This window comes from Flavobacterium hungaricum, assembly GCF_015182285.1.
Classification (GTDB): domain Bacteria; phylum Bacteroidota; class Bacteroidia; order Flavobacteriales; family Flavobacteriaceae; genus Flavobacterium; species Flavobacterium hungaricum.
The window spans coordinates 1,387,454-1,406,915 of the sequence record NZ_PRDM01000001.1 but is presented as its reverse complement, the minus strand read 5'-3'; the positions used below and the strand labels follow the sequence as shown (position 1 = coordinate 1,406,915).

12 protein-coding genes are annotated in these 19,462 nt (G+C 37.6%); 4 read left to right on the top strand and 8 right to left on the bottom strand.

The genetic code is table 11. From position 1 onward, the window contains the following. Positions 1-206 precede the first annotated feature (206 nt). Positions 207-2,582 (bottom strand): TonB-dependent receptor, encoded by a 2,376-nt coding sequence (locus C4F50_RS05975; protein ID WP_193845495.1) that lies wholly within the window; start codon positions 2,580-2,582, stop codon positions 207-209. 60 nt (positions 2,583-2,642) lie between these two features. Here C4F50_RS05975 and C4F50_RS05970 point away from each other — a divergent pair, with 60 nt between their 5' ends. Beyond that, on the top strand, positions 2,643-4,358 hold the full coding sequence (locus tag C4F50_RS05970) for a histidine kinase (protein ID WP_228011965.1): 1,716 nt from the start codon (positions 2,643-2,645) through the stop codon (positions 4,356-4,358). Next, positions 4,355-5,050, top strand: a complete 696-nt coding sequence (locus C4F50_RS05965; RefSeq protein ID WP_193845494.1) for a LytR/AlgR family response regulator transcription factor — start codon at positions 4,355-4,357, stop codon at positions 5,048-5,050. The genes C4F50_RS05970 and C4F50_RS05965 overlap by 4 nt, the downstream gene beginning before the upstream one ends. A gap of 283 nt (positions 5,051-5,333) precedes the next feature. Here the strand turns inward: C4F50_RS05965 and C4F50_RS05960 are convergent, their stop codons facing one another. Then, positions 5,334-5,711: a winged helix-turn-helix transcriptional regulator gene (locus C4F50_RS05960; protein ID WP_193845493.1), complete on the bottom strand. Its 378-nt coding sequence runs from the start codon at positions 5,709-5,711 to the stop codon at positions 5,334-5,336. 96 nt (positions 5,712-5,807) lie between these two features. On the opposite strand from C4F50_RS05960, the gene C4F50_RS05955 reads away from it, so the two are divergent. Next, entirely contained in the window at positions 5,808-6,248 is a 441-nt protein-coding gene (locus C4F50_RS05955) for a nuclear transport factor 2 family protein (protein WP_193845492.1), read from the top strand. An 11-nt stretch (positions 6,249-6,259) separates the two neighbouring features. After that, a complete protein-coding gene (locus C4F50_RS05950; protein ID WP_193845491.1) occupies positions 6,260-6,598 on the top strand; it encodes a DoxX family protein in 339 nt (112 codons plus the stop codon). A gap of 215 nt (positions 6,599-6,813) precedes the next feature. Here the strand turns inward: C4F50_RS05950 and C4F50_RS05945 are convergent, their stop codons facing one another. From C4F50_RS05945 to C4F50_RS05920, 6 genes are all read right to left on the bottom strand, one after another. Continuing rightward, positions 6,814-7,473 carry a hypothetical protein gene (locus tag C4F50_RS05945; protein ID WP_193845490.1) on the bottom strand — a complete coding sequence of 220 codons (660 nt, stop codon included), beginning with the start codon at positions 7,471-7,473 and terminating at the stop codon, positions 6,814-6,816. Between the two features lie 25 nt (positions 7,474-7,498). Beyond that, complete coding sequence (locus tag C4F50_RS05940) at positions 7,499-14,770, bottom strand: pectinesterase family protein (RefSeq protein WP_193845489.1); 7,272 nt, start codon at positions 14,768-14,770, stop codon at positions 7,499-7,501. A gap of 73 nt (positions 14,771-14,843) precedes the next feature. Beyond that, a complete protein-coding gene (locus C4F50_RS05935) occupies positions 14,844-15,641 on the bottom strand; it encodes a rhamnogalacturonan acetylesterase (RefSeq protein WP_071637709.1) in 798 nt (265 codons plus the stop codon). A 1-nt stretch (position 15,642) separates the two neighbouring features. Next, entirely contained in the window at positions 15,643-16,638 is a 996-nt protein-coding gene (locus tag C4F50_RS05930; protein WP_228011964.1) for an alpha/beta hydrolase, read from the bottom strand. Positions 16,639-16,684: 46 nt separating this feature from the next. Then, a complete protein-coding gene (locus tag C4F50_RS05925) occupies positions 16,685-17,680 on the bottom strand; it encodes a pectinesterase family protein (RefSeq protein ID WP_193845488.1) in 996 nt (331 codons plus the stop codon). A gap of 72 nt (positions 17,681-17,752) precedes the next feature. After that, positions 17,753-19,450 carry a glycoside hydrolase family 28 protein gene (locus C4F50_RS05920; protein WP_193845487.1) on the bottom strand — a complete coding sequence of 566 codons (1,698 nt, stop codon included), beginning with the start codon at positions 19,448-19,450 and terminating at the stop codon, positions 17,753-17,755. Positions 19,451-19,462 lie beyond the last annotated feature (12 nt).

Sequence of the window (19,462 nt, the reverse complement as noted above, 5' to 3'; positions counted from 1 at the left end):
GTCAGTATTATTTACTTTCAAAAATAGGATTTTTATTTCATAAATCATCAAACTGACTTTTTATTTGTTTAATACTTTTCGTACTAACATGGGGTAAATTTGTGTGGTCTTACTGTTTTTTATGGACATATAGATCACTATAAGAGACAAAAGATAAAAATTATCTTTTGTCTCTTTTTTAATCCTCCAAGCTTCATCCTCTACTGTTAATTACGATTAGCACTACTGGCCTGTCTGATTGCTTTTGGATCTGTTAAATTAAAACGATAAACAAAACTAAGTCGGTAGCGGGCTGCATTTGGGATACTATTTTCGGTGATATTGTAATCTGTGCCGGTTGTGCTGCTTTTATTTTGTCGTAAGTCAAAAGCATTTGAAACATCAAATACAAGGGTAGCTTTATCTTTTAATAAAATTTTGCTTAAACCAAAATCAAGTGACTGCAAGGCATTATTTCTTGTTTGTGCATTTTCTTGCGCACCTCGAAAGTTGTAACGCCCCTGAAAACTGAATTTTGAAGGCAGTTTAACCTGAGTGCTTAAACGTCCGGTAAACGTTTTTCCGCTATAATCAAGGTTTTCTTCCTTATAATTTCCTTTTTGCGTAAAATGATAAAAATTCATTTCTAAATTTACCTGAAGCCATTTTAACGGATTATATAATGTAGAAAGTTCTATACCGCTTCGTATTTCATGCTGAATGTTGATAGGCGTTGTAAAAAATATATCATTTTCTCGATACGTAAAATCCTGAATATAGCCACTCTCCCATTGATAATAAACAGAAGGATTCAGTGTGAATTTTTTCCATGTTTTAAGCAAAGCCAATTCAAAGACATCAGAATAAGAAGGATTTAGATCTGGATTCCCAATATATTGCGCATTCAAATCGGTTAGTTCGTTAAAAGGATACAAAGCATATAAGAGCGGGCGGTTAATTCGCTTGCTGTAATTTAACTGTAAAGTAGATCCTTCGAACTTGTAACTTAAATTAACGGTGGGAAATAATCTGTTGTATTTTTTATCGTCGTTATAAGTGTTTTTAATATCTGTAATAGCAATTTTGGTGAATTCTGTACGAAGCCCCAGCATGTAGCTAAATCTCTTCAACTTGCTGCTGTATTGCGCGTAAGCACTTGAAATGGTTTCGGTATAATTGAGGTCATTGTCAATATTTTGATAAATTGTCCAAATATTTCCCTCTTGCTGCTCTGCCAAAAACTGACTGGAAACTTTACGAATTTCTGATTTAACACCCATTTCAAACACAGAAACAGAATCAATTGGCAGAACAAAATCACTCTGCACAAGCAAATCTTTACTGCTTCCTATTGAATTGGTTCTAATACCTGGATAAACCAGCGTTTGCGGATAAATAAGCTGTGTTGAAAGATTCCACTTTTTGTCGCTGTTCCACCAGTCGTACTGCACATCAATAGTCCATTTTTTTGACGGTTTTTTAAAAGTCTGGGTATAATTAAACTCAAATTGATTGTAATCTCTTTTTTCCAGTGATTTTCCTTCTCTTGTTAAAAGACTGTCTCGTGTATGATTCGCATTACTGTAATCATATAACAAACGGGTTTTGTCATCATCTTTCGTGGCATTTTTTAAAAAAGCAGCAGTAATGGTGCGGTGTTCATCAATATAATAATCAGCACCCAGATAAATCAATTTTCCATCGTCGTGGCGGTCTTCGTTCTGCACGTGATTAAGGTAGTTTGGAGCACCATTGTTCATAGTCGACTGATTGGTAGTATATAAGCCAACGTAATCCGAAGAACGTATTCCAAAATTGGAAAAAATATTGATTTTATCTGATTTAAAATTGATGCTTGGATTAAGGCGGCTGTCATTTGGAGATCCGGCAACTAATCGAACCTGACCGCTGAAACCGCTCTTTTTGTTTTTCTTTAATATAATATTGATAATTCCTGCCGAACCGGAAGCATCATATCGGGACGAAGGATTTGTTATTACTTCTACACGTTCAATTTGATCGGCTGCAATTTGATCGAGAGAATTACTTTGTGTTAAACCTGACTGACGTCCGTTAATTAATACCAACACACTGCTGTTTCCGCGAAGGCTTATTCCTCCCGTTGGACTAACTGTGACCGAAGGAACTCCGTTTAAAACATCGTGAGCAGAGCCATTCTGCGAAAGTACATCTTTACCCACTTCAAAAACTTTTTTATCGAGTTTTAAACTCACGCTGGATTTTTGTCCGGTAACTTCCACTGCATTCAATTGTACAGCATCGGCATTTAAAAGAATAGTTCCTAATTCTGTTTTTGGTTTCTCCGAAATGATTTCCAATGTCCGGGTATAATTTTGATAACCTACATAACTAAAAGAAATGGTCATCTTACCGCTTGGCAGTTCTTCGAGATTAAAAAATCCTTGATCGTCTGTTACGCCGACTGCAATTGTTTTTGAGGTATTGTCTTGTATGGAAACTGTCACATACGGAATTGCTTCTTTAGTTGCATTATCTTGGACTTTACCAGAAACAGCTGCTTTCTGCGCAAAGCTAAGCATTGGAAAAAATAAAATTAAAATACTAGTTATTAGGGTTTTCATGTTTATTGGTTTTGATTGGTACAAGATTACTTTATAAAATAAAATCTTACCTTTTAAAACATGCAAACGGCTCCAGAAGCTTTTGAAATGCATTTCGGTATTCGATATTTATTTTATCTTTATCTCATGTATCGATCACCCTTTTTTATCGTTTTATTACTGCTGTTGTTTTCATCCTGCAGACAATACACGGAGTTCGTGAAATCTGATGTAACGTATTATGTTGATGATGAAAATCGTCCTCATGGTTATTTGGGCAAATCCGAGAACTCTGTTTTTAAAGTTCCAATAGAAATCGAAATCCTTAAACGTGAAAATAAATCTACCCCGTTAGGTTTACAGATAAGTGCTTTTGGTTCTTTTGATGTTTATTGGGATGGTGTTTTTGTGGGAAGCAACGGTAAAATGGCGAAATCAGGTCAGCCTGAAATTCCGGGAACTGAACTGACTTATTATCAAATACCCGAAAAATTGGCTCATACAGGCAAACACATAGTCACTGTAATTGGAACACAATCTAAAATTCGGGAGGCAAATCGCAGCATCGGCTTAAAATTAGAGAGCTTTTTAAGGCTTCATCGTGCCCCGCTTATTGTTATGTCTTTTATGAATCTTATGGCAGGGGCTTTTCTTATTGCTTTTATTTATTATTTTTTTCTCTACATAAACAGTACCCGTAAAGAAGCGGCTGTTTTACTTTTTGGAATAATCTGTCTGCTTTTTTTCTGTCTGCTTATTATCGAATACGTGAAATTTTATATCGATATTCCGTATACCCACTTTTATACCCGATTACAAATTATTGGTTTACTCACGTTTATAATTTCAATACTCGTTCCCTGGTATTTTATGCTGCAGTTTGGTTTTAAAAGAAAGCGATTGTTTTTATTTCTTCTGGTTCTAAGCCTTCTCACAATTTATGTTACTTATTACGGTCATTACGATTATACGGCTATCTATTTTAGCTATGCCATGTGTGCTGCCTCATTAATTATTGCCATCGATGCGGCAATCCGAAAAATTAAAGGCGGTCTAATAGTAGTGATGGGTTTACTGGCCAGTGTCATTGTAAATAAATATATGTTTTATGATTTTGGGTTATTTATCGCCTTTACGATTATTGTCCTTTCAATGCTTTATCTGCATACTATTCGCGCAAAAGCTCTCGAAGAAGCTCATAATGCATCGTTATTGCTTTCATCCAGATTACAATTAGAACTCGTTAAGAAAAATATTCAGCCTCATTTTCTTCGTAATACACTGACTTCATTGATAGACTGGATCGAAGAATCTCCGCAGCAGGGCGTTGTATTTATTCGGGCGCTGGCAGATGAATTTGATATTATGAACTCAATCGCCGAGGATACCTTAATTCCTATTCAGCAGGAAATCAAATTATGCCAAAAACATCTGGAAGTAATGTCTTTTCGAAAAGAAGTACGCTATAACTGGGAGGAAAAAAATATTGATCCCAGTGAAGAAATTCCGCCGGCAGTTATTCATACTATTATCGAAAATGGAATTACACACAGTTTACCTCCAAAACAAGGCGGTATTACTTTCTGTTTAAGTTTTACCCGAGAAAAACAATACAAACAATATACATTGTTAACCGTGGCAAAAAACCGAAATAAAAAGAAAGAAAACAGCAGCGGAACAGGTTTTAAATACATCAAAGCCAGATTAAATGAAAGTTACGGCAGCAATTGGGAATTTGATTCTTTTGCTGTAGAAGAAGGATGGTGTACCACAATTAAAATTTTTGATAAAAAATGAAAATTCTAATTATTGAAGACGAAGCCCGAATTGCCAAACGAATCGAAAGAATGACCCGTGATTTTTTTGATAAGGAGGTTCAGATTTTACTTAGTGATTCTGTTGAAAATGCATTAAATACAATCGAAAAACAATCCATCGATTTACTGCTTCTCGATTTGAATTTAAATGGCGAGGACGGATTTGAAGTTTTGCAAATGGTTGTCGCAAAATCTTTTCAAACCATTATTATTTCTGCTTATACAGATAAAGCGATTATGGCGTTTAATTATGGTGTTTTGGATTTTGTTCCTAAACCATTTGATGCAAACAGACTTGCTCAGGCCTTTACTCGATATATTACACCAGCGAGAAAAAGCGAACAGGATACACAGTTTTTAGCTGTAAAGAAAACAAAAACCATTAAACTCATTCCTGTTAAAGATATCAGATATATAAAAGGCGCAGGAATTTATACTGAACTACATTTATTCGATGGCCGCATAGAGCTTCATGATAAGTCTATGGAATCATTAGAAAAATTACTTCCTGCAGAATTCGAGAGAATTCATAAATCTTATATTCTTTGCTGGCGGGAAACAGACAAACTTATTGTAGCAACTGGTGGAAAATACAATATATTACTTAAAAATGGAGAACTATTGCCTGTAGGACGTTCAAAATATAAACAAATCAAACATAAATTGATTTAGTTTTGATGAAGTACTTCCCACTTCATCTATTTTGATTTAGTTTATCGGTCAGTAACTTAACAGCATTCTAGAACCAATAATATATCCGAAATCAAGTTTTTAATTCACTTAAATTGTTTTCAACTGCTATTCAAAATCTGATACTACTATCCTATTTACAATTGTTTTATCATCTAATCATCCGTTCCCATTTTACGATTACAACCTTTTACTCAACTGATGAAAAAAAATGTTCTATTGCTATTATTGGTTAATGGAAAATTAAATGTTGATTAAACTAAACTTACTGTCTTTCAGATTTAATTTTTTCACGATGCTGCATTCCCCATTTAGTCATTGCGCCTACAACTTCCTCTAATGTTTGACTATATGGAAGCAGTTCATATTCAATAGTGACCGGATAACCGACAGCGACTTTTTTAATAATAAAACCATTTAGTTCTAATTCCTTAAGTTCGCTCGATAGTACTCTTGCAGAGATACCATTAACCTGTCGCTGAATCTCTGTAAATCTTTTATTTCCCCTGGCCATTGAGATTATTATCATCAATTTCCATTTCCCCCCTATTGCATAAAGTGCATCAGAAACAGCCATGAGTATAGTGCTGCATTCGTCAGTAAAAGCTTTGCTGTCTCCATTATTCTCATTCGATTTTTTCATAACTACGTTTTTATAAGTTACTAACCTTTAAGTAACAACTAATAATTTGTAAGCAAATATAATATAGTTTTGAATAAATATTAAAAACAAAAAATTATGACAATTGAAAGTTTAAAAACAAAAGAAGAATTAAGGAACTTGATTGACGCCTACGCATATTTAAGTGATGAAAAAAAAATTTCGGAGGTAGTTGCTTTATTTACCGAAGACCTTGTTTATAAAGTTTATATTGGAGATTTCTTAGCTGCAAATCTTTCAGGAAGAGAAAATATGAAAAAAGACTTTAACGGGCACGCTTCAGAGGTCAAAACATATTTTACGCTAAATGGCCAGCATACCGTTCAAATAAACGGAGATACTGCAACAGGAGTATCATATTCTCAAATCAAAATGATAAGGGAAACAGAAGGAAAAGATGTTCTTTCTGATTACAGCGTTAAATATCTTGATAACTACGCCTTCCAAAATGGAAAATGGCTGATACAGGAACGTATCGGTTACTTTGTTATGACCGAAGTTAGGCCAATTAATAATTAGTCTGCAGAAGTATGAAATCAAAAAAAATCATTACATCTATACTTTCAACTTTGACTGTCAGCGTAGTTTTTCTAAGTGGGCTTATGAAGTTTATACACCTTCCCTGGTCAATGATAGGCTTGGAAAGACATAATCCTAGTATTTTGGGATTGATGGAAATGACGTTTATAGTTCTCTTTGCTTTTCCGAAAACAATGAAGATTGGCTTTATTCTCCTTAACTGTTATTTTGCAGGGGCAATGGCAACGGAGCTATATCGCGGTCAGTCAATGTTTAATCCTGCTGTTCCTTTAATTTTAATTTGGATATGTGGTTTTCTTCGTGATAAATCTTTGTTTATCAAAAGCTAAGGCGAATAATATTAAATAACTTTTAGTAAACCATTCGTATTCATTTTTCGATGAGTTTAAAAAAAGTTATTTCCAGAGGAGGCAGAACCGACAAAAGCATTTAAAGGCTTTTACAAGTCCAAAAATAGAAGAGACGACTAGCCAGTCGTCTCTTTTTATATTTAATAACAATATATTATTTTTCAGTTCGTTACGCTGTTATTTTGTAAAAATATCTAATCTGGAACATTCCAAATAACAGCATAGTCTTTCTCTAAACGCTCATTTGAGTTTGTCTTTTTGGCTGTAAAGTTTTTCCCTTCAGATCGTTTTACATCTCCCTCGTACTGCATTATAAGACTAACATCGTTCTGGGTTGAGGCCAGCACGCCGTCTTTATAATAACTGGCAGTTCCTTTTCCGGTAAAACTAACTTTATATGCCGGTCCGTTTTCGATTACTTTAAAAGTACCGCCCGAAGGCCTGATACTGATACCGTTTGTAACCGACATACCGCCTTTTTCTGCATTGATATTCTTACCCAGTAACGACTGCGCCCATTTGGTAAAAGTATAGGCTGTGGCTTCTGAATATCCTCCAAAACTATAATCACCTTTGGCTAAATTATTTTGAAGTGAAGAAAACAATTCGAAATAAACCACCGCGCCGTCCCCTTCTCCGGAAACCGATTTAGATCGTAACGAAAAATCAATGTTGTAGGCATTGCCTCGTGTGCCGTAATTTTCGAGATATCCCTGCGATAATTCGACACTTTGACTGCCTATTTTTAAAAATCCCTTATTATTTCCTGCAGCGTTTGCATTGTCTTCATCGTCAGCACAAGATGAAAATAATGTGATGAAAAGCAACAGTACTAATTTGATACTATGATTCATATTGCGTATGATTTTATTTTTGATACTATTTCACTATAATCCTGGTAACTTCTCCGGTTTTCAGGCTTTTTATAAAATAACTTCCAGCTGCCAAATCAGCAATAGGAATTTCTGTTTCAAAACCATTGATATCGAGATGTTTTACCGCTATGCCGTTCATGCCGAATATCGTAACCTTGTCATTAAAAACAGAAGTCTTTAAAGTCACTTTTCCCGCTGCAATCGTAGGAAACGCATAAAATTCTCCTAACTTTTTCCATCTTCCGTACAACGTAAAATCTGCTGTTTGATTTTTATCAAAACTAATTATTTCCCTTGCATACGAACTATCCGTGTACCATCCTAAAAATCGGTAACCTATGCACGAAGCTTCTTCTAATGTATAAGCAGTTCCAGTCTGCATACTGGTTTTATTAGGATTTACGGTTCCTGCCGGAAGATTTAAATACGAAACTTTGAAAAAAGACGGCGGTACAACTTCATCGGCTTTATTATTACCGCCTGCTCCCCAAAAAGCATAAAAAGTCTGGTTTCCTGTTGCGCTGACTGCAATTTCTTTAATTGAATTTGGAGTCGTGGCAGAAACCGACCATCCAAAAAAGGTATAACCTTTTAAAATCGGAATGGGTAATGTCAGTGCCGTTCCTTCTGAATATTCTGCAGGCGTTAAACCTGCCAAAGCTTTGCCATCGATTGAATTAAGATAAGCTATTGCCGATTTTACCGCAACATCGGGTTTATTGTTCCCGCCTTCTCCCCAAAAAGCATAAAAAATCTGATTTCCTGTTGCCGTTTCCGGAATACTTTTAAGCAAACCCGGAATTGTGGCAGAAGCCGACCATCCAAAAAAGGTATAACCTTCTAATTTTGGCAGTGGTAAATTTGTCAAAACACCTTCCATATATTCTGCCGGAGAAAGTGTAATGGCTTTTCCGTCAATAGAATTCAGGTAATTAATTTGAGAAAATCTGGCATCTGCTTTTAACCATCTTGGATCTCCTAAAGCTCCTCCTGTTGATGAGGCTTTCGCCAAAGGTGAATTTTTAGAGAAACTGAAATTTCCTAAAGCTGCATTTGGGTACGAAAGTGCCGTCATTCCCAAACCTGCAAGCGTTTTCACATTGGTTTCGGTAACAGAAACTGCACCTTTTACCAGTTGAGAAGAAACACCAATAAAAAGATTATTGTCTAAAACAACTGTTCCGGCTCCGCTAGCATGATTAGCATTAAACACATAAATAGGCTTGGCATTTTCGCGTTCATCCTGCATAATAGTGTTTCTGAATGTATAAGTCGAAGCATTGCTGTACTGATTGTCGACCAATACAAAAGCGTTTAAAGCGGTATTATGAATGGTATTGTTTTCAATCGTTATGTTCACCGCCTCATTTACGGCATCTTTTTTCTGAAGAATTAAAAAATTATTTCCTTTTTTATAATTGAAAATAGTCGAGTTTTTAATCGAAACCGAATTGACAATACGAGAATCAGGCTGTATAAAGCTCGAGCCTTCGGCTGCACTTCCGTCGATAATACAATTGTCCAAAACAATTTTTGAGACAGCATGTTCACTATTTCCTTCTGTTACCAATAAACTTTGTTTGATTCCTTTTACAAGAGCATTTTTAATCTCTAAACCTGCCAAACCTGCTCCTTTTTGCAGCTGTATCACATTTGGACTGCCATTTGTCAGATCAAAATCAACACCTGAAAAACTTAAACTTCCTGAAAAAATCTCTGGCTTGTCTGAGAAAAAGGATGCAGTAAAAACTGGTTTTGCGCCTTCATCGGGAACAAAAGTGTATTTATGATTTTTAACCGCAAGCGCAGCAGTTGCAGTATAAGTGCCGCCTGCCATGATAAACTTGCTTCCATCTTCGGCCGCATTGTATTTTTCAACAAAGTTCTGCGGATTTACATACACCTCTAAACTTCCGTTTTGACTTGCTGTAAGATGGTTTACGATGCTGTTAATGTAAACTTCAATGTTCGTATAAACGCCGTCAACGGTTTTTAAATTACCATCGGCAGCATTAGCAGGATTTAATCCTTTCTCTGTTTCCCATTTATCAGGCATTCCGTCTCCGTCTGTGTCTTCCGGTGCTTCTCCAGCCGGAAGTTCAGGCCATCCGCCCGCAGCCGAAGGCGTATCGATATAACCGTTTGTACTTCCGTTACCGCCATTCATAACACTGGCTGTACCAGAACGCGTATCGTCTACCGCTCGTTTATCTACTGAGTCTCTAAATAAATTAGCACCTGCATTTTCTAAAACAAGTTCGTAAGCTTTTGTCGCACTGTGCGTTGTAATTTCGCCAAAAGGATGCGGGGCTTCAATTTTAACTTCTTCTTTATCAGCATCACTTACCGGGAGCTGACTGCTGTGAAACTGACTGTAAACACCATACGTCCAGTTGTCCTGAGTAGTTCTTGGCGATCCAACTACATAATTCCCGTCTACATAATATTTTCCCCAAATTCCGTATAACGGAGAAGTGGTGTCCAGACTTCTGCCTGTTGATAAAATACGTTCTTTAGTAGAATTAGAAGTTCCGGGTCCTGGTTTCCAGTAATTATTTACTATATTCACATTCATCGCATCGCCGCCATAACAGCTGTTGCCGCCCCAATTGTAGATTACGTTGTTGCGAATATCAACCAAATCGGTTTTGGCAAAAATATCATTGGCATATTCGCCTAATCTCGGGTTACGGCTGTCATGATGCGCTAATAAATTGTGATGAAAAGAGGCATTTTTACCTCCCCATACTCCACCATAGCCGTGTCCTCCTTTTGCATGAACCGAATTTCTAAGGCTTTCTGAAATAATACACCATTGAAGTGTGAAGTTTTCGTTTTGATAAAAAGAAACACATTCATCTGTAGACCAGCTCATTGAACAGTGATCTACTATGATATTCTTTTGAAAACGTCCGCCTAAGGCATCATTTTCTACATCATGGGTATCGCCCATTCTAAAACGCAAATAACGAAGGATAACATTATTTCCCCTTACTTTAACATTGTAATCTCTCAGGGTAATACCACCGCCCGGAGCGGTTTGCCCTGCAATGGTGATATTATCTGTAATATTCAATTCGCTTTTTAATTTAATATTTCCGGATACTTTAAAAACCACAATTCTGGGACCGGACTGATTTATCGCATCACGAAGCGAACCTTTTCCTGAATCTTCTAAATTTGTTACGTAAATAACTTTTCCGCCGCGGCCTCCTGTTACGTATTTACCATAACCTTCGGCTCCCGGAAATGCAGGTACATTTTCATTACCTCCGCCTGAAGCTTCTTTTTTAACTTCGATTTTTCCTTCTCCTAGAAAAAATTCCGGATTAGTACTTTTATCATAACTACCTTCTTTAAAATCTACACCGTTTATGGTCAGTTTCTGTACGTTTAAAACCGTATTTAAGGACGCTTTTCCGTTCTCTGTAATACTTAAATTTAAACTAGAACCTGCAGCGCGCTCATGACTGAATATTACATAGTTATCTTGTCCAATTTTTATTGTTCCTGAACCAAAAGCATTGGCGGCAGCTCCTTCAATTACCGTTGGATAATTTAAAGCTGGGAATTTTGTGCTTTTTTGCGTTAGATCCCAAGTTCCTATGAATTCACTGTTGTCTCCTTTTAAAAGCAAAATTCCCGTATTGGCATTTGTTCCTTGTCCGGTATTCATTGCCAGTACAGTTCCGTTTCCAGAAACGGGGCCGTTCAAAGTCATCGTGGTTTGATTGGCAATTCCGGAGATCATTTCGAATTTTACATTTCCTGAAATGATAATTGGGGCTTCTAAAGTCATCCCTGCGCCGCCTGTATTGTAGTACACACGGGTTCCTTCTTTAAAAATCAGGTTTCCTGTGGCTTTATGTGCTCCTCTTAAACGAAGCACTCCTGCCTCTGCAAAAGTAATATCGGCTGGAAAAACTGTCGCAGTTGTTTCTATTTCTTTCTTGCACGAAACTGTTTTTCCTGCAGCAGGCATTTCTGCCGGATTAAAGTTTGCCGAATTGTCCCAGCTTTTATTTACCGCTGCCGTAAACTCATAATCAAAGTTAGACGGCGGTGTTGTTTCGTCTGGTTTATTGTTTCCAGCCGCTCCCCAAAATGCATATAATGTTTGATTTCCTTTGGCATCGGCAGAAATTTCTTTAATTGAATTTGGAACGGAAGCTGAAGCCGACCATCCAAAAAATGTATAACCCTGCAAAGTCGGCAACGGAAGTGTCAATGCTGTTCCTTCTGTATATTCAATCGGACTTAAACCTGATAAAGCTTTACCGTCAATTGAATTGAAGTACGCTACAGCAGATTTTACTGTTCCTCCGTTTACGGTCATAGTAATACTGCTTATGTCACTTAAACCGCCGTATTCGTTTGCCGCTTGTACGGTGTAGGTGTAAGTTCCCGCCAGAGCTGCCTTATCTTCAAAAACTGCATCGGTAGTAATGGCTGTAATTTTACCATCTTTACTAATAACATAACAAATGGCATACGGGTTTTGATCCCATTTTAAAGTATTGGCTTCTGCTATAAGATTAGAAGGTTTTGAGACTTGTTCTACCACTCGGCGCGGATCCCATTTGTCTGTACCGCTCAGCACATTTTCTATGGTAAATTCGTCGGCCTGCGCTTTTGTTAGTACAGGATTGTAATTTCCTGTCTGCGAAATGCCGTTTACGGTAAAGGTATTGGTTCTGTTATTGGTATTTACGGCAATTCCATTTCCGTTTACACTGTTGTATTCTGCAAAAAGAGCCGGATAAGTACCCATATTTGCCCAGCCGAGTGTATTGGGCTCATTTATCATTTTGGTATTCAGATAAACGGCTCGTGGTGAATTTTGCCACGGACGCCCTAAATAATAACTCGTAGTTGCGGTAATGGTATTATTGTTGAAAATATAACCGTATTTTGTCGCTGCATCGTGATTTGGCGCCACAATATAGCCCGGCGCAACAGAAACTAATCTGCATTCTTCAAACCAATGTGTGCCGCCTCCGCAGATAAAATCGACATCACCTTCTATTGTAGATTTATAGTAAAAACTTCTGTTTCCTCCTGTAACCTGCGTGTCCTGCTTGCTTCTTAATCTAATTCCGTTATAAACATTTCGGTCTCCGGCAGGATTTAGTGCTGGTTTCTGGCCAGAATTTACGATTCCGTCTTTGTGTTCGATGGTAACGTTTTCCACATACAAATCATTGGCTTCAATTGACAGAACCGCGTTTTTAATGCCCTGACCGGGATTTCCCTGCAAAATCACTTTGTCTTTTGATTGTGCAATCAGCGAAACATTGTTTTTTCCTGATGGAAGTTTTAAAACAATATCCTGCGGATTTGTACCGTCTCCGCCTAAATTATACGTTCCGTTGGTAATTAAAACCAAAAATCTCGATGCGGCATTGTTAGGCGCGGCAGCAAATGCTTCGGCTATGGTTTTTACATATTTTCCTGTAGCAAGCTGATCTGCAGTGGCATCTGCATCTACAATTAAATCAAATTTGCGTTTAACCGGAATTGGTTTTTCCATTGTTTTAAACGACAAACTAATTGCTTCGCCATTATTTCCCGATAGATCTTTTACAAATCCCGCTGGAAGCGTAAAAGTATATTGTTTGTTATATTCTAACCCTAAGTAACTAAACTTAACGGTTTTGTTGATAAACTCTACGCTTAAATTTTTACCATTAAGAAGTGCTTGTCCGGTACCAAACTGAACTTGCTCATTGTAATTGAGAATGATATTGCCGTTTGCCCCGACAGAGTTCGCCGCTGTGGCCGGAAAAGAAGATTCCAAAACAGGCGCATTGGTATCTGCAACCAAAACTTCATCGGCCTTAATCATTACATTTGACAAAATTGTAGCCGTTACATCTGCAGCATCTCCGTGTTTTGGTCCGTTGGTATTAGGAAACCATCTCAAATATATTTTTTCTTTTCCTTCGGCCTCTGCAGGAAGAATGCCGCCAATAGAGGTAATCGTATTTGTATTAATTGTCGTTAGATCAGAAACATTTATAAAATTTACACCGTCTAGCGAATATTGAAATGTCCATTGATCGCAGCCATAATAATACCCCAGCAAACCTGAAGCAACATTGATGTTTTTATAACCCACTGTCGAAAGCGTTGTCATAAAATAATAGAAATTACCTCTATCTGTATTCCATACACAAAAACCGTTTTTTCCGGCTCTGTTTTGAAGTCTTATGTTTGGAGCAAGAACATTGTCGGCTGCATTGTAAGCAAATAACTGCGGTTTGTTTTCTATTTTAGAATACAGTTCTGCCACTCTTGGATTTGCATACTGATCGTTTTTAAATGTCCATCCCGCAATAAAATTCTGATTGGCATAAGTTCCTGTAATATTTTGGTTTTGATTCATTATTACAGAAGTGCTTAAAGCTGTCGAACCATCAGACCAATTACTGAATTTGATAATATCATTTTCAACGGCTGTTATGGTAACGTTGGTTCCGCTTTCATAAACAGAAAATGCGCCGTCCTTTCCGGCCGGAGCAATTGCATAATCGCCTAAACTAAACGCTCCGCTGGCAGTAACATTAAGCGTATAAACAGGCACAGATTCAAATTCTGCTGTAAGAACGGCATCTGAAGTAACGGTATAAGTAAGCGGATTTGCTGTTGAAACCACTGCTCCTTTATCATCTGTCCATTGTTTAAAATTATATCCGAAATTTTTATTGGCAGTTAATTTTATTTCGGTTCCCTGTGCAAATTTAGTTCCTGCGGGATTAAGCGTAACCGTTCCTGATGAGGACGGATTTACATTTGCCGTCAGGTTATAAGTAACAGCATTGGGATTTTCGGTTATTTTTTCAAAATAATCTACGTTAAACAAATAACCTGTTCCTAATCCTGTAAAAACGAGGTACAAATCGTATGTGCCTATTGTGGGCGTAACGGCCGCAGAAAAAGTCTTGTAATTGCTAAATCCCGTGCTTCCAGATACAACGGCGGTTCCTATTAAAGTTCCCGTTGAAGTTCCTAACCTGAATTCGATAGTACCGCCTGCTGCACCTGCCGCTGCAATATCAAAACGGGTTACAAATTCGGTAAAATTGACAGCATTAAATTTAATCCAGGTTCCGTTTTTAATGTAACCCACATTTCCGGTTCCGGACAGTGCGGCATTTGTTTCTGCCCTCGCGCCCGAAGCCTGATTAAAAGTTTCTGCTTCAATTCTCTCAATTGTCTGAGAGAACCCCATTACTGTAAACAGTATGAGGAAAAGGTGAATAAATTGTTTTTTCATTTGGTTTTTGGTTTTAGTTAGTAAAGTTCAAAAGGGTTTTTCTTATCAAACCCTTTTGCTGCGTATCAAAATTTTAATTTAATTCTTTCATTCCTTCAAAAACAAGCCTTGCGACTTCTACGGCACCTTTGGTTTGAAAATGCGTATTGTCTTTTTGACCATTCGGATAGGCTTCATATATACCCGGACCTAAATTCATGAAGTAGTTTTCAGAAACATATGGCTTTCCTTTTTTCGTAAAAAAGTCAATTGATTTCTGGTTTAAATCAATCAGCATTACATTCATTTCTTTTGCAATTTCTTTTACAGCATCAGGATACAAACCGTGAATATTCTGCAGTTTATCGTCTTTCCACGGAAAGTTTCTGGCTACCGGAGTTAAGAGAATTGGCTTGGCTCCTTTTGCTCTTGTCTGTTCAATAAAAAGCCTTAAAAACTCTTTGTATCCTTCCAGATTTACGTAACGTTCCGGTTTGTCTTCGGCGGCATCGTTATGACCAAACTGCATGAAGACCAAATCTCCTTTTTTAAGGTTTTCGTATACAGAGCGCCATCTGCCTTCCTGAAAAAAAGTTCTGGTGCTTCGGCCTCCCCTTGCTCTGTCATCTACAAAAGCACTGTCTGTTTTAATTATTTTATTGATTTTTTTCAGGCTGTCTTTAACTAAAAACTGTTGAAACACTTGTCCCCAGCCCGTAACGGGATATCTGGTTTTCATATAATCTTTTCCTTCTTCATAATTATTGGCATAATCAGCCACGGTCGAATCACCAATTAAATAAATGGTAGTTACCGATTTTGATCTGGTAAAAGCCATAATCAAAACAGCCAGAGTTATACTAAGCAGTGGAATTACAAATTTTGTTTTCATATTATTTATGGTATATTTTAGTTACGAAATTGTCTATGTATTGAATTGTGGTCTCAAACCAGGGATTAAAAAGGCAAAAAGTATGAGGTGAATTTTCAAACTCATGAACTTCAGAATAGATTCCGTTTTCAGTTAAAATCTTTCTGTAATCGTCGCGTCCGGCATGCATTCTGGCAATAGAACTATTAATGAATAATGTGGGCGGCGTTGAGGCATTAACGTAGCTGAGAGGAGAAGCGGTTTCCCAAAGTTTAGGATTTTCATTTTTTGAATATCCAAACCAATACGTTCCTGCCGAAATATTTTTGCTGTCGTTGCCTTCACTGCTTTCGGGATGCACAAATGAGAGCGTCCCGTCGATATCAATTACGGCATTGACCTGAGATTTTGAATCTGAATGGGTAACAGCGCCTTCAAAAAGCGGCATATTTGCTGTCGTGCCCATAAAAGCGGCCAATTCTCCTCCTGCCGAAAATCCGAGAGCGGTTATCTGATCCGGATTGATATTGTATTTGGCAGCATTTTGTCTCACCCAGCGAATGCATGCTTTGAGATCATAAATCGCGGCGGGAAAAAGGGCTTCGGTTGAAAGTCGGTATTCTGGCGTAAAACACACATATCCCAGACTTGCCAGTTTCTGCGCCATTTGATGATGTTGTTCTTTACTGCCGGAACGCCAGCCGCCACCATGAATAATGATAATCGCTGTTTGTTTCTTTTGGGCATTTTTATCGTAAAAAACGTCGAGTTTCATTTTTCGTCTGCCATAACTGCAATAAGTAATGTCGTTTTTCTGCGTTACATTTTCGAAATGCATTTTGGGAACTAAAGCGCAATTAGGAAAATATTTGAGCGTTTTCCTGAAAGCACTCGCATTGGTAAACGAAGTGTCCCTGACATTTGTAATGCCTTTTAAATACTGGGCATTTATGTTTTGGAAGAAAATCATACAAATCCCCATAATTGCTGCGCTAAGATTTTTGTTTTGAAATTTCATTGTACTTATCTTTAACTTATTATGATTTATATGATTTAAAAACGGATCATTTTAAAGTCGGTTTCCAGCCTCTCAAAACGGTCTTAACTGCGTAGTCTTTTTTAAATTGTTCCGATGATAATTGATGCGACCACTTTACGCGCGCGCTGCTATTACCTCCAATTCCTGTTGATAAATATTCGGCATAAAAAGTAGTGCTTTCGGCTTCGGGTTTGCCCCAATTGTGCCATCCTGCGGCTTTTATGTGCGGTCCCATTTCGCATTTTAAAAAAACGGTTCGGGCATAATTGCGCCACGGCCTTCCTAAATAATAACTGCTGTCACCAGAATTTGCAATCAATTTGCAGTTCAGAAAAACAAATCCATAAGCGTTAGACTGAGGCGTATTGGCAGCGGTTATGTACGAGCCGCCTTTCTTCGCAAATATTTCACATTGATCAAAAACAGCTGTGGAGCCTCCAAAAATAAAATCGGTTGTTCCTTCGATATAACAATTTTTATAGTATTGCCTGCTGGTGTCGGCTCTCGGATAAAGTGTATCCTGAAAACCTAAGAAACTGCAATTCTCAAAAACAACTTTATCTCCGTCAATTCTCACTGCTACCGCCTGACCAACCGGGCCAGATGAATTTTCGAAAGTGATATTTCGAGCTTTAAAATCATTTCCGGTAATAATAAAACTGGCAGATCCCGAAGTTCCTATCGTACCGCCTGCCCCATTTGATTTTGACGCATAATCATCGTACGTAAGCCGTACTTTTTCTTTGCTTTCTCCTATTAACGTGATATTGTTTTGATTTAAAACTACTTCTAGTTTTTCTTTGTAAACACCGTTTTTAATGAAAATTTTAGTTTCGATTGTTTTGGATAAGGCAACTGAATTTAGCGCAGCCTGAACTGTGGTGTAATTGCCTGTACCGTTTGCATCTACCACAATATCATAATCATTTCTGGCGGATTTTTTATCTTGAATTTCTTTTGAAACAGAACCAAAGGAGCAGTTTATACAAAAAACAGACGCTATTAAAAAATTGAAAATCATACTTTTAATTTTTATAACTTGAAACATGAAACCTGAAACATGACACATGAAACCTGAAACTTTTAAAGATTGTTATTCTATTAATTTAACCTCATCTTTAATGGATTCTAAGACCTTAATGTCTTTATCAAAAGTCATTTTTTTACCATTGGTTTTCAATGAAATATCTTTTGTTGAGGCGCCTCCTACCCAAAACATCTGGTTTTCGCCAACAGCTGTAACGTTCTCAATAGTTACATTTTGACTGTTCGAAAAACTAACTGCGATTCCGGGTTTGTCCAGTCTTAAATCAAGGTTTTTAAAATCGATTTTGCTGGCGTAATTCATCTGGATTCCCACATCTGAGCGGATAATCATATTTTGAAATTGAATGTTTTCAACCGGCATTTCGGGAATTCCCATGATTTTTAAGGCTTGTGAAGCTCCGTTTACGTAAATGTTTTTGAAGTACATATTTTTGAATACCGGAGTGGACTCTGAAACTATCTCTTTTGCAACGGTTACCTCGCCTGTCAGTTTATCTTCAGAAAGTGATTTTCCAAAATAATACAAGTTGAAATTGATCGCATCTGTCGGAATATTGTTCATGCGAATGTCTTCCATCCAAATATTCTCAACTACGCCTCCTCTTCCCCGAACCGATTTAAACCGAAGACCACAGTCTGTACCGTTAAATGTGAGGTTTTTAACGAATATATTGCGTACGCCGCCAGACATTTCACTGCCAATAACAAAACCGCCATGCGCATGATAGACCACGCAATCTGTAATGACAAACAATTCGGTTGGTTTGCCGCGGTCTCTGCCTTCTTTGTCTTTTCCGGATTTGATACAAATAGCATCGTCTCCTACATCAAAACGACAGTTGGTTACCTGTCCGATTCGGCAGGATTCCAGATCCAGACCGTCGCCGTTTTGAGAATACCACGGATTGCGAATGGTTAAGTTACGCAGGGTAAGATGTTCACACATTAACGGATTGACATTCCACGCCGGAGAATTTTGGAAAGTAACGCCGTCTAAAAGCAGTTTTTTGCAATTAACAAAACTCACCATTACCGGACGAAGTGCCTGTTTGTACGGTTCCATATTTGCAGTAGTGGGTATTTTAGGCAGTTTTTCGCGTTCTTCATTGCCTGTGTAAGCGCCTTGCGACGGATACCAGATTTTGCGGTCTTTAGACAAAACACCTCCGGAATTAACCAGTTCGTTCCATTGATTAGCGGTCATTTTTCCAATTTTAACGGGTCTCCAGTTCGAGCCGTTTCCGTCAAAAATTCCCTGACCTGTAATGGCAATATTTTCCAGATCAACGCCCATAATAGGAGATTCGCAGCGAATTACTTTATTTCCTTCAAAATAAGATTCTATAAGCTGGTATTGTTTTAAATCGGCCGTAAACGAAATGTAAGCGCCGTTTTGCGTATGCAGATTAACATTGCTTTTCATTTTTATAGGGCCTGTTGTCCACAAACCCTGAGGAATAACAACAACGCCACCGCCCGACTCAGAACATTTGCTGATAGCTGTATTTATGGCTGTTGTGCAAAGTTCTTCGGTATTTGGAACTGCGCCAAAATCAACAATGTTCAGCGTATCTGTTTTGAACTTCGGAATTTGTATTTCGGGCATTTTAAACGGAAGTTCCATTTGGGAAACATTTCTTTTTTGTGAAGATCCGTTTTTAGCCGCAATTCCTTTATTGTTACTGCAGGAAATTGCTGTAAATACAGTTGCCGCAATAAGAATGGTTGTTTTAATTTTTATCATAATCAATTGTAA

Bases quoted from the DNA above. Each gene is read 5' to 3' on its own strand.
- C4F50_RS05975 (WP_193845495.1), bottom strand. From the start codon at position 2,582: ATGAAAACCCTAATAACTAGTATTTTAATTTTATTTTTTCCAATGCTT.
- C4F50_RS05970 (WP_228011965.1), top strand. From the start codon at position 2,643: ATGCAAACGGCTCCAGAAGCTTTTGAAATGCATTTCGGTATTCGATAT.
- C4F50_RS05965 (WP_193845494.1), top strand. From the start codon at position 4,355: ATGAAAATTCTAATTATTGAAGACGAAGCCCGAATTGCCAAACGAATC.
- C4F50_RS05960 (WP_193845493.1), bottom strand. From the start codon at position 5,711: ATGAAAAAATCGAATGAGAATAATGGAGACAGCAAAGCTTTTACTGAC.
- C4F50_RS05955 (WP_193845492.1), top strand. From the start codon at position 5,808: ATGACAATTGAAAGTTTAAAAACAAAAGAAGAATTAAGGAACTTGATT.
- C4F50_RS05950 (WP_193845491.1), top strand. From the start codon at position 6,260: ATGAAATCAAAAAAAATCATTACATCTATACTTTCAACTTTGACTGTC.
- C4F50_RS05945 (WP_193845490.1), bottom strand. From the start codon at position 7,473: ATGAATCATAGTATCAAATTAGTACTGTTGCTTTTCATCACATTATTT.
- C4F50_RS05940 (WP_193845489.1), bottom strand. From the start codon at position 14,770: ATGAAAAAACAATTTATTCACCTTTTCCTCATACTGTTTACAGTAATG.
- C4F50_RS05935 (WP_071637709.1), bottom strand. From the start codon at position 15,641: ATGAAAACAAAATTTGTAATTCCACTGCTTAGTATAACTCTGGCTGTT.
- C4F50_RS05930 (WP_228011964.1), bottom strand. From the start codon at position 16,638: ATGAAATTTCAAAACAAAAATCTTAGCGCAGCAATTATGGGGATTTGT.
- C4F50_RS05925 (WP_193845488.1), bottom strand. From the start codon at position 17,680: ATGATTTTCAATTTTTTAATAGCGTCTGTTTTTTGTATAAACTGCTCC.
- C4F50_RS05920 (WP_193845487.1), bottom strand. From the start codon at position 19,450: ATGATAAAAATTAAAACAACCATTCTTATTGCGGCAACTGTATTTACA.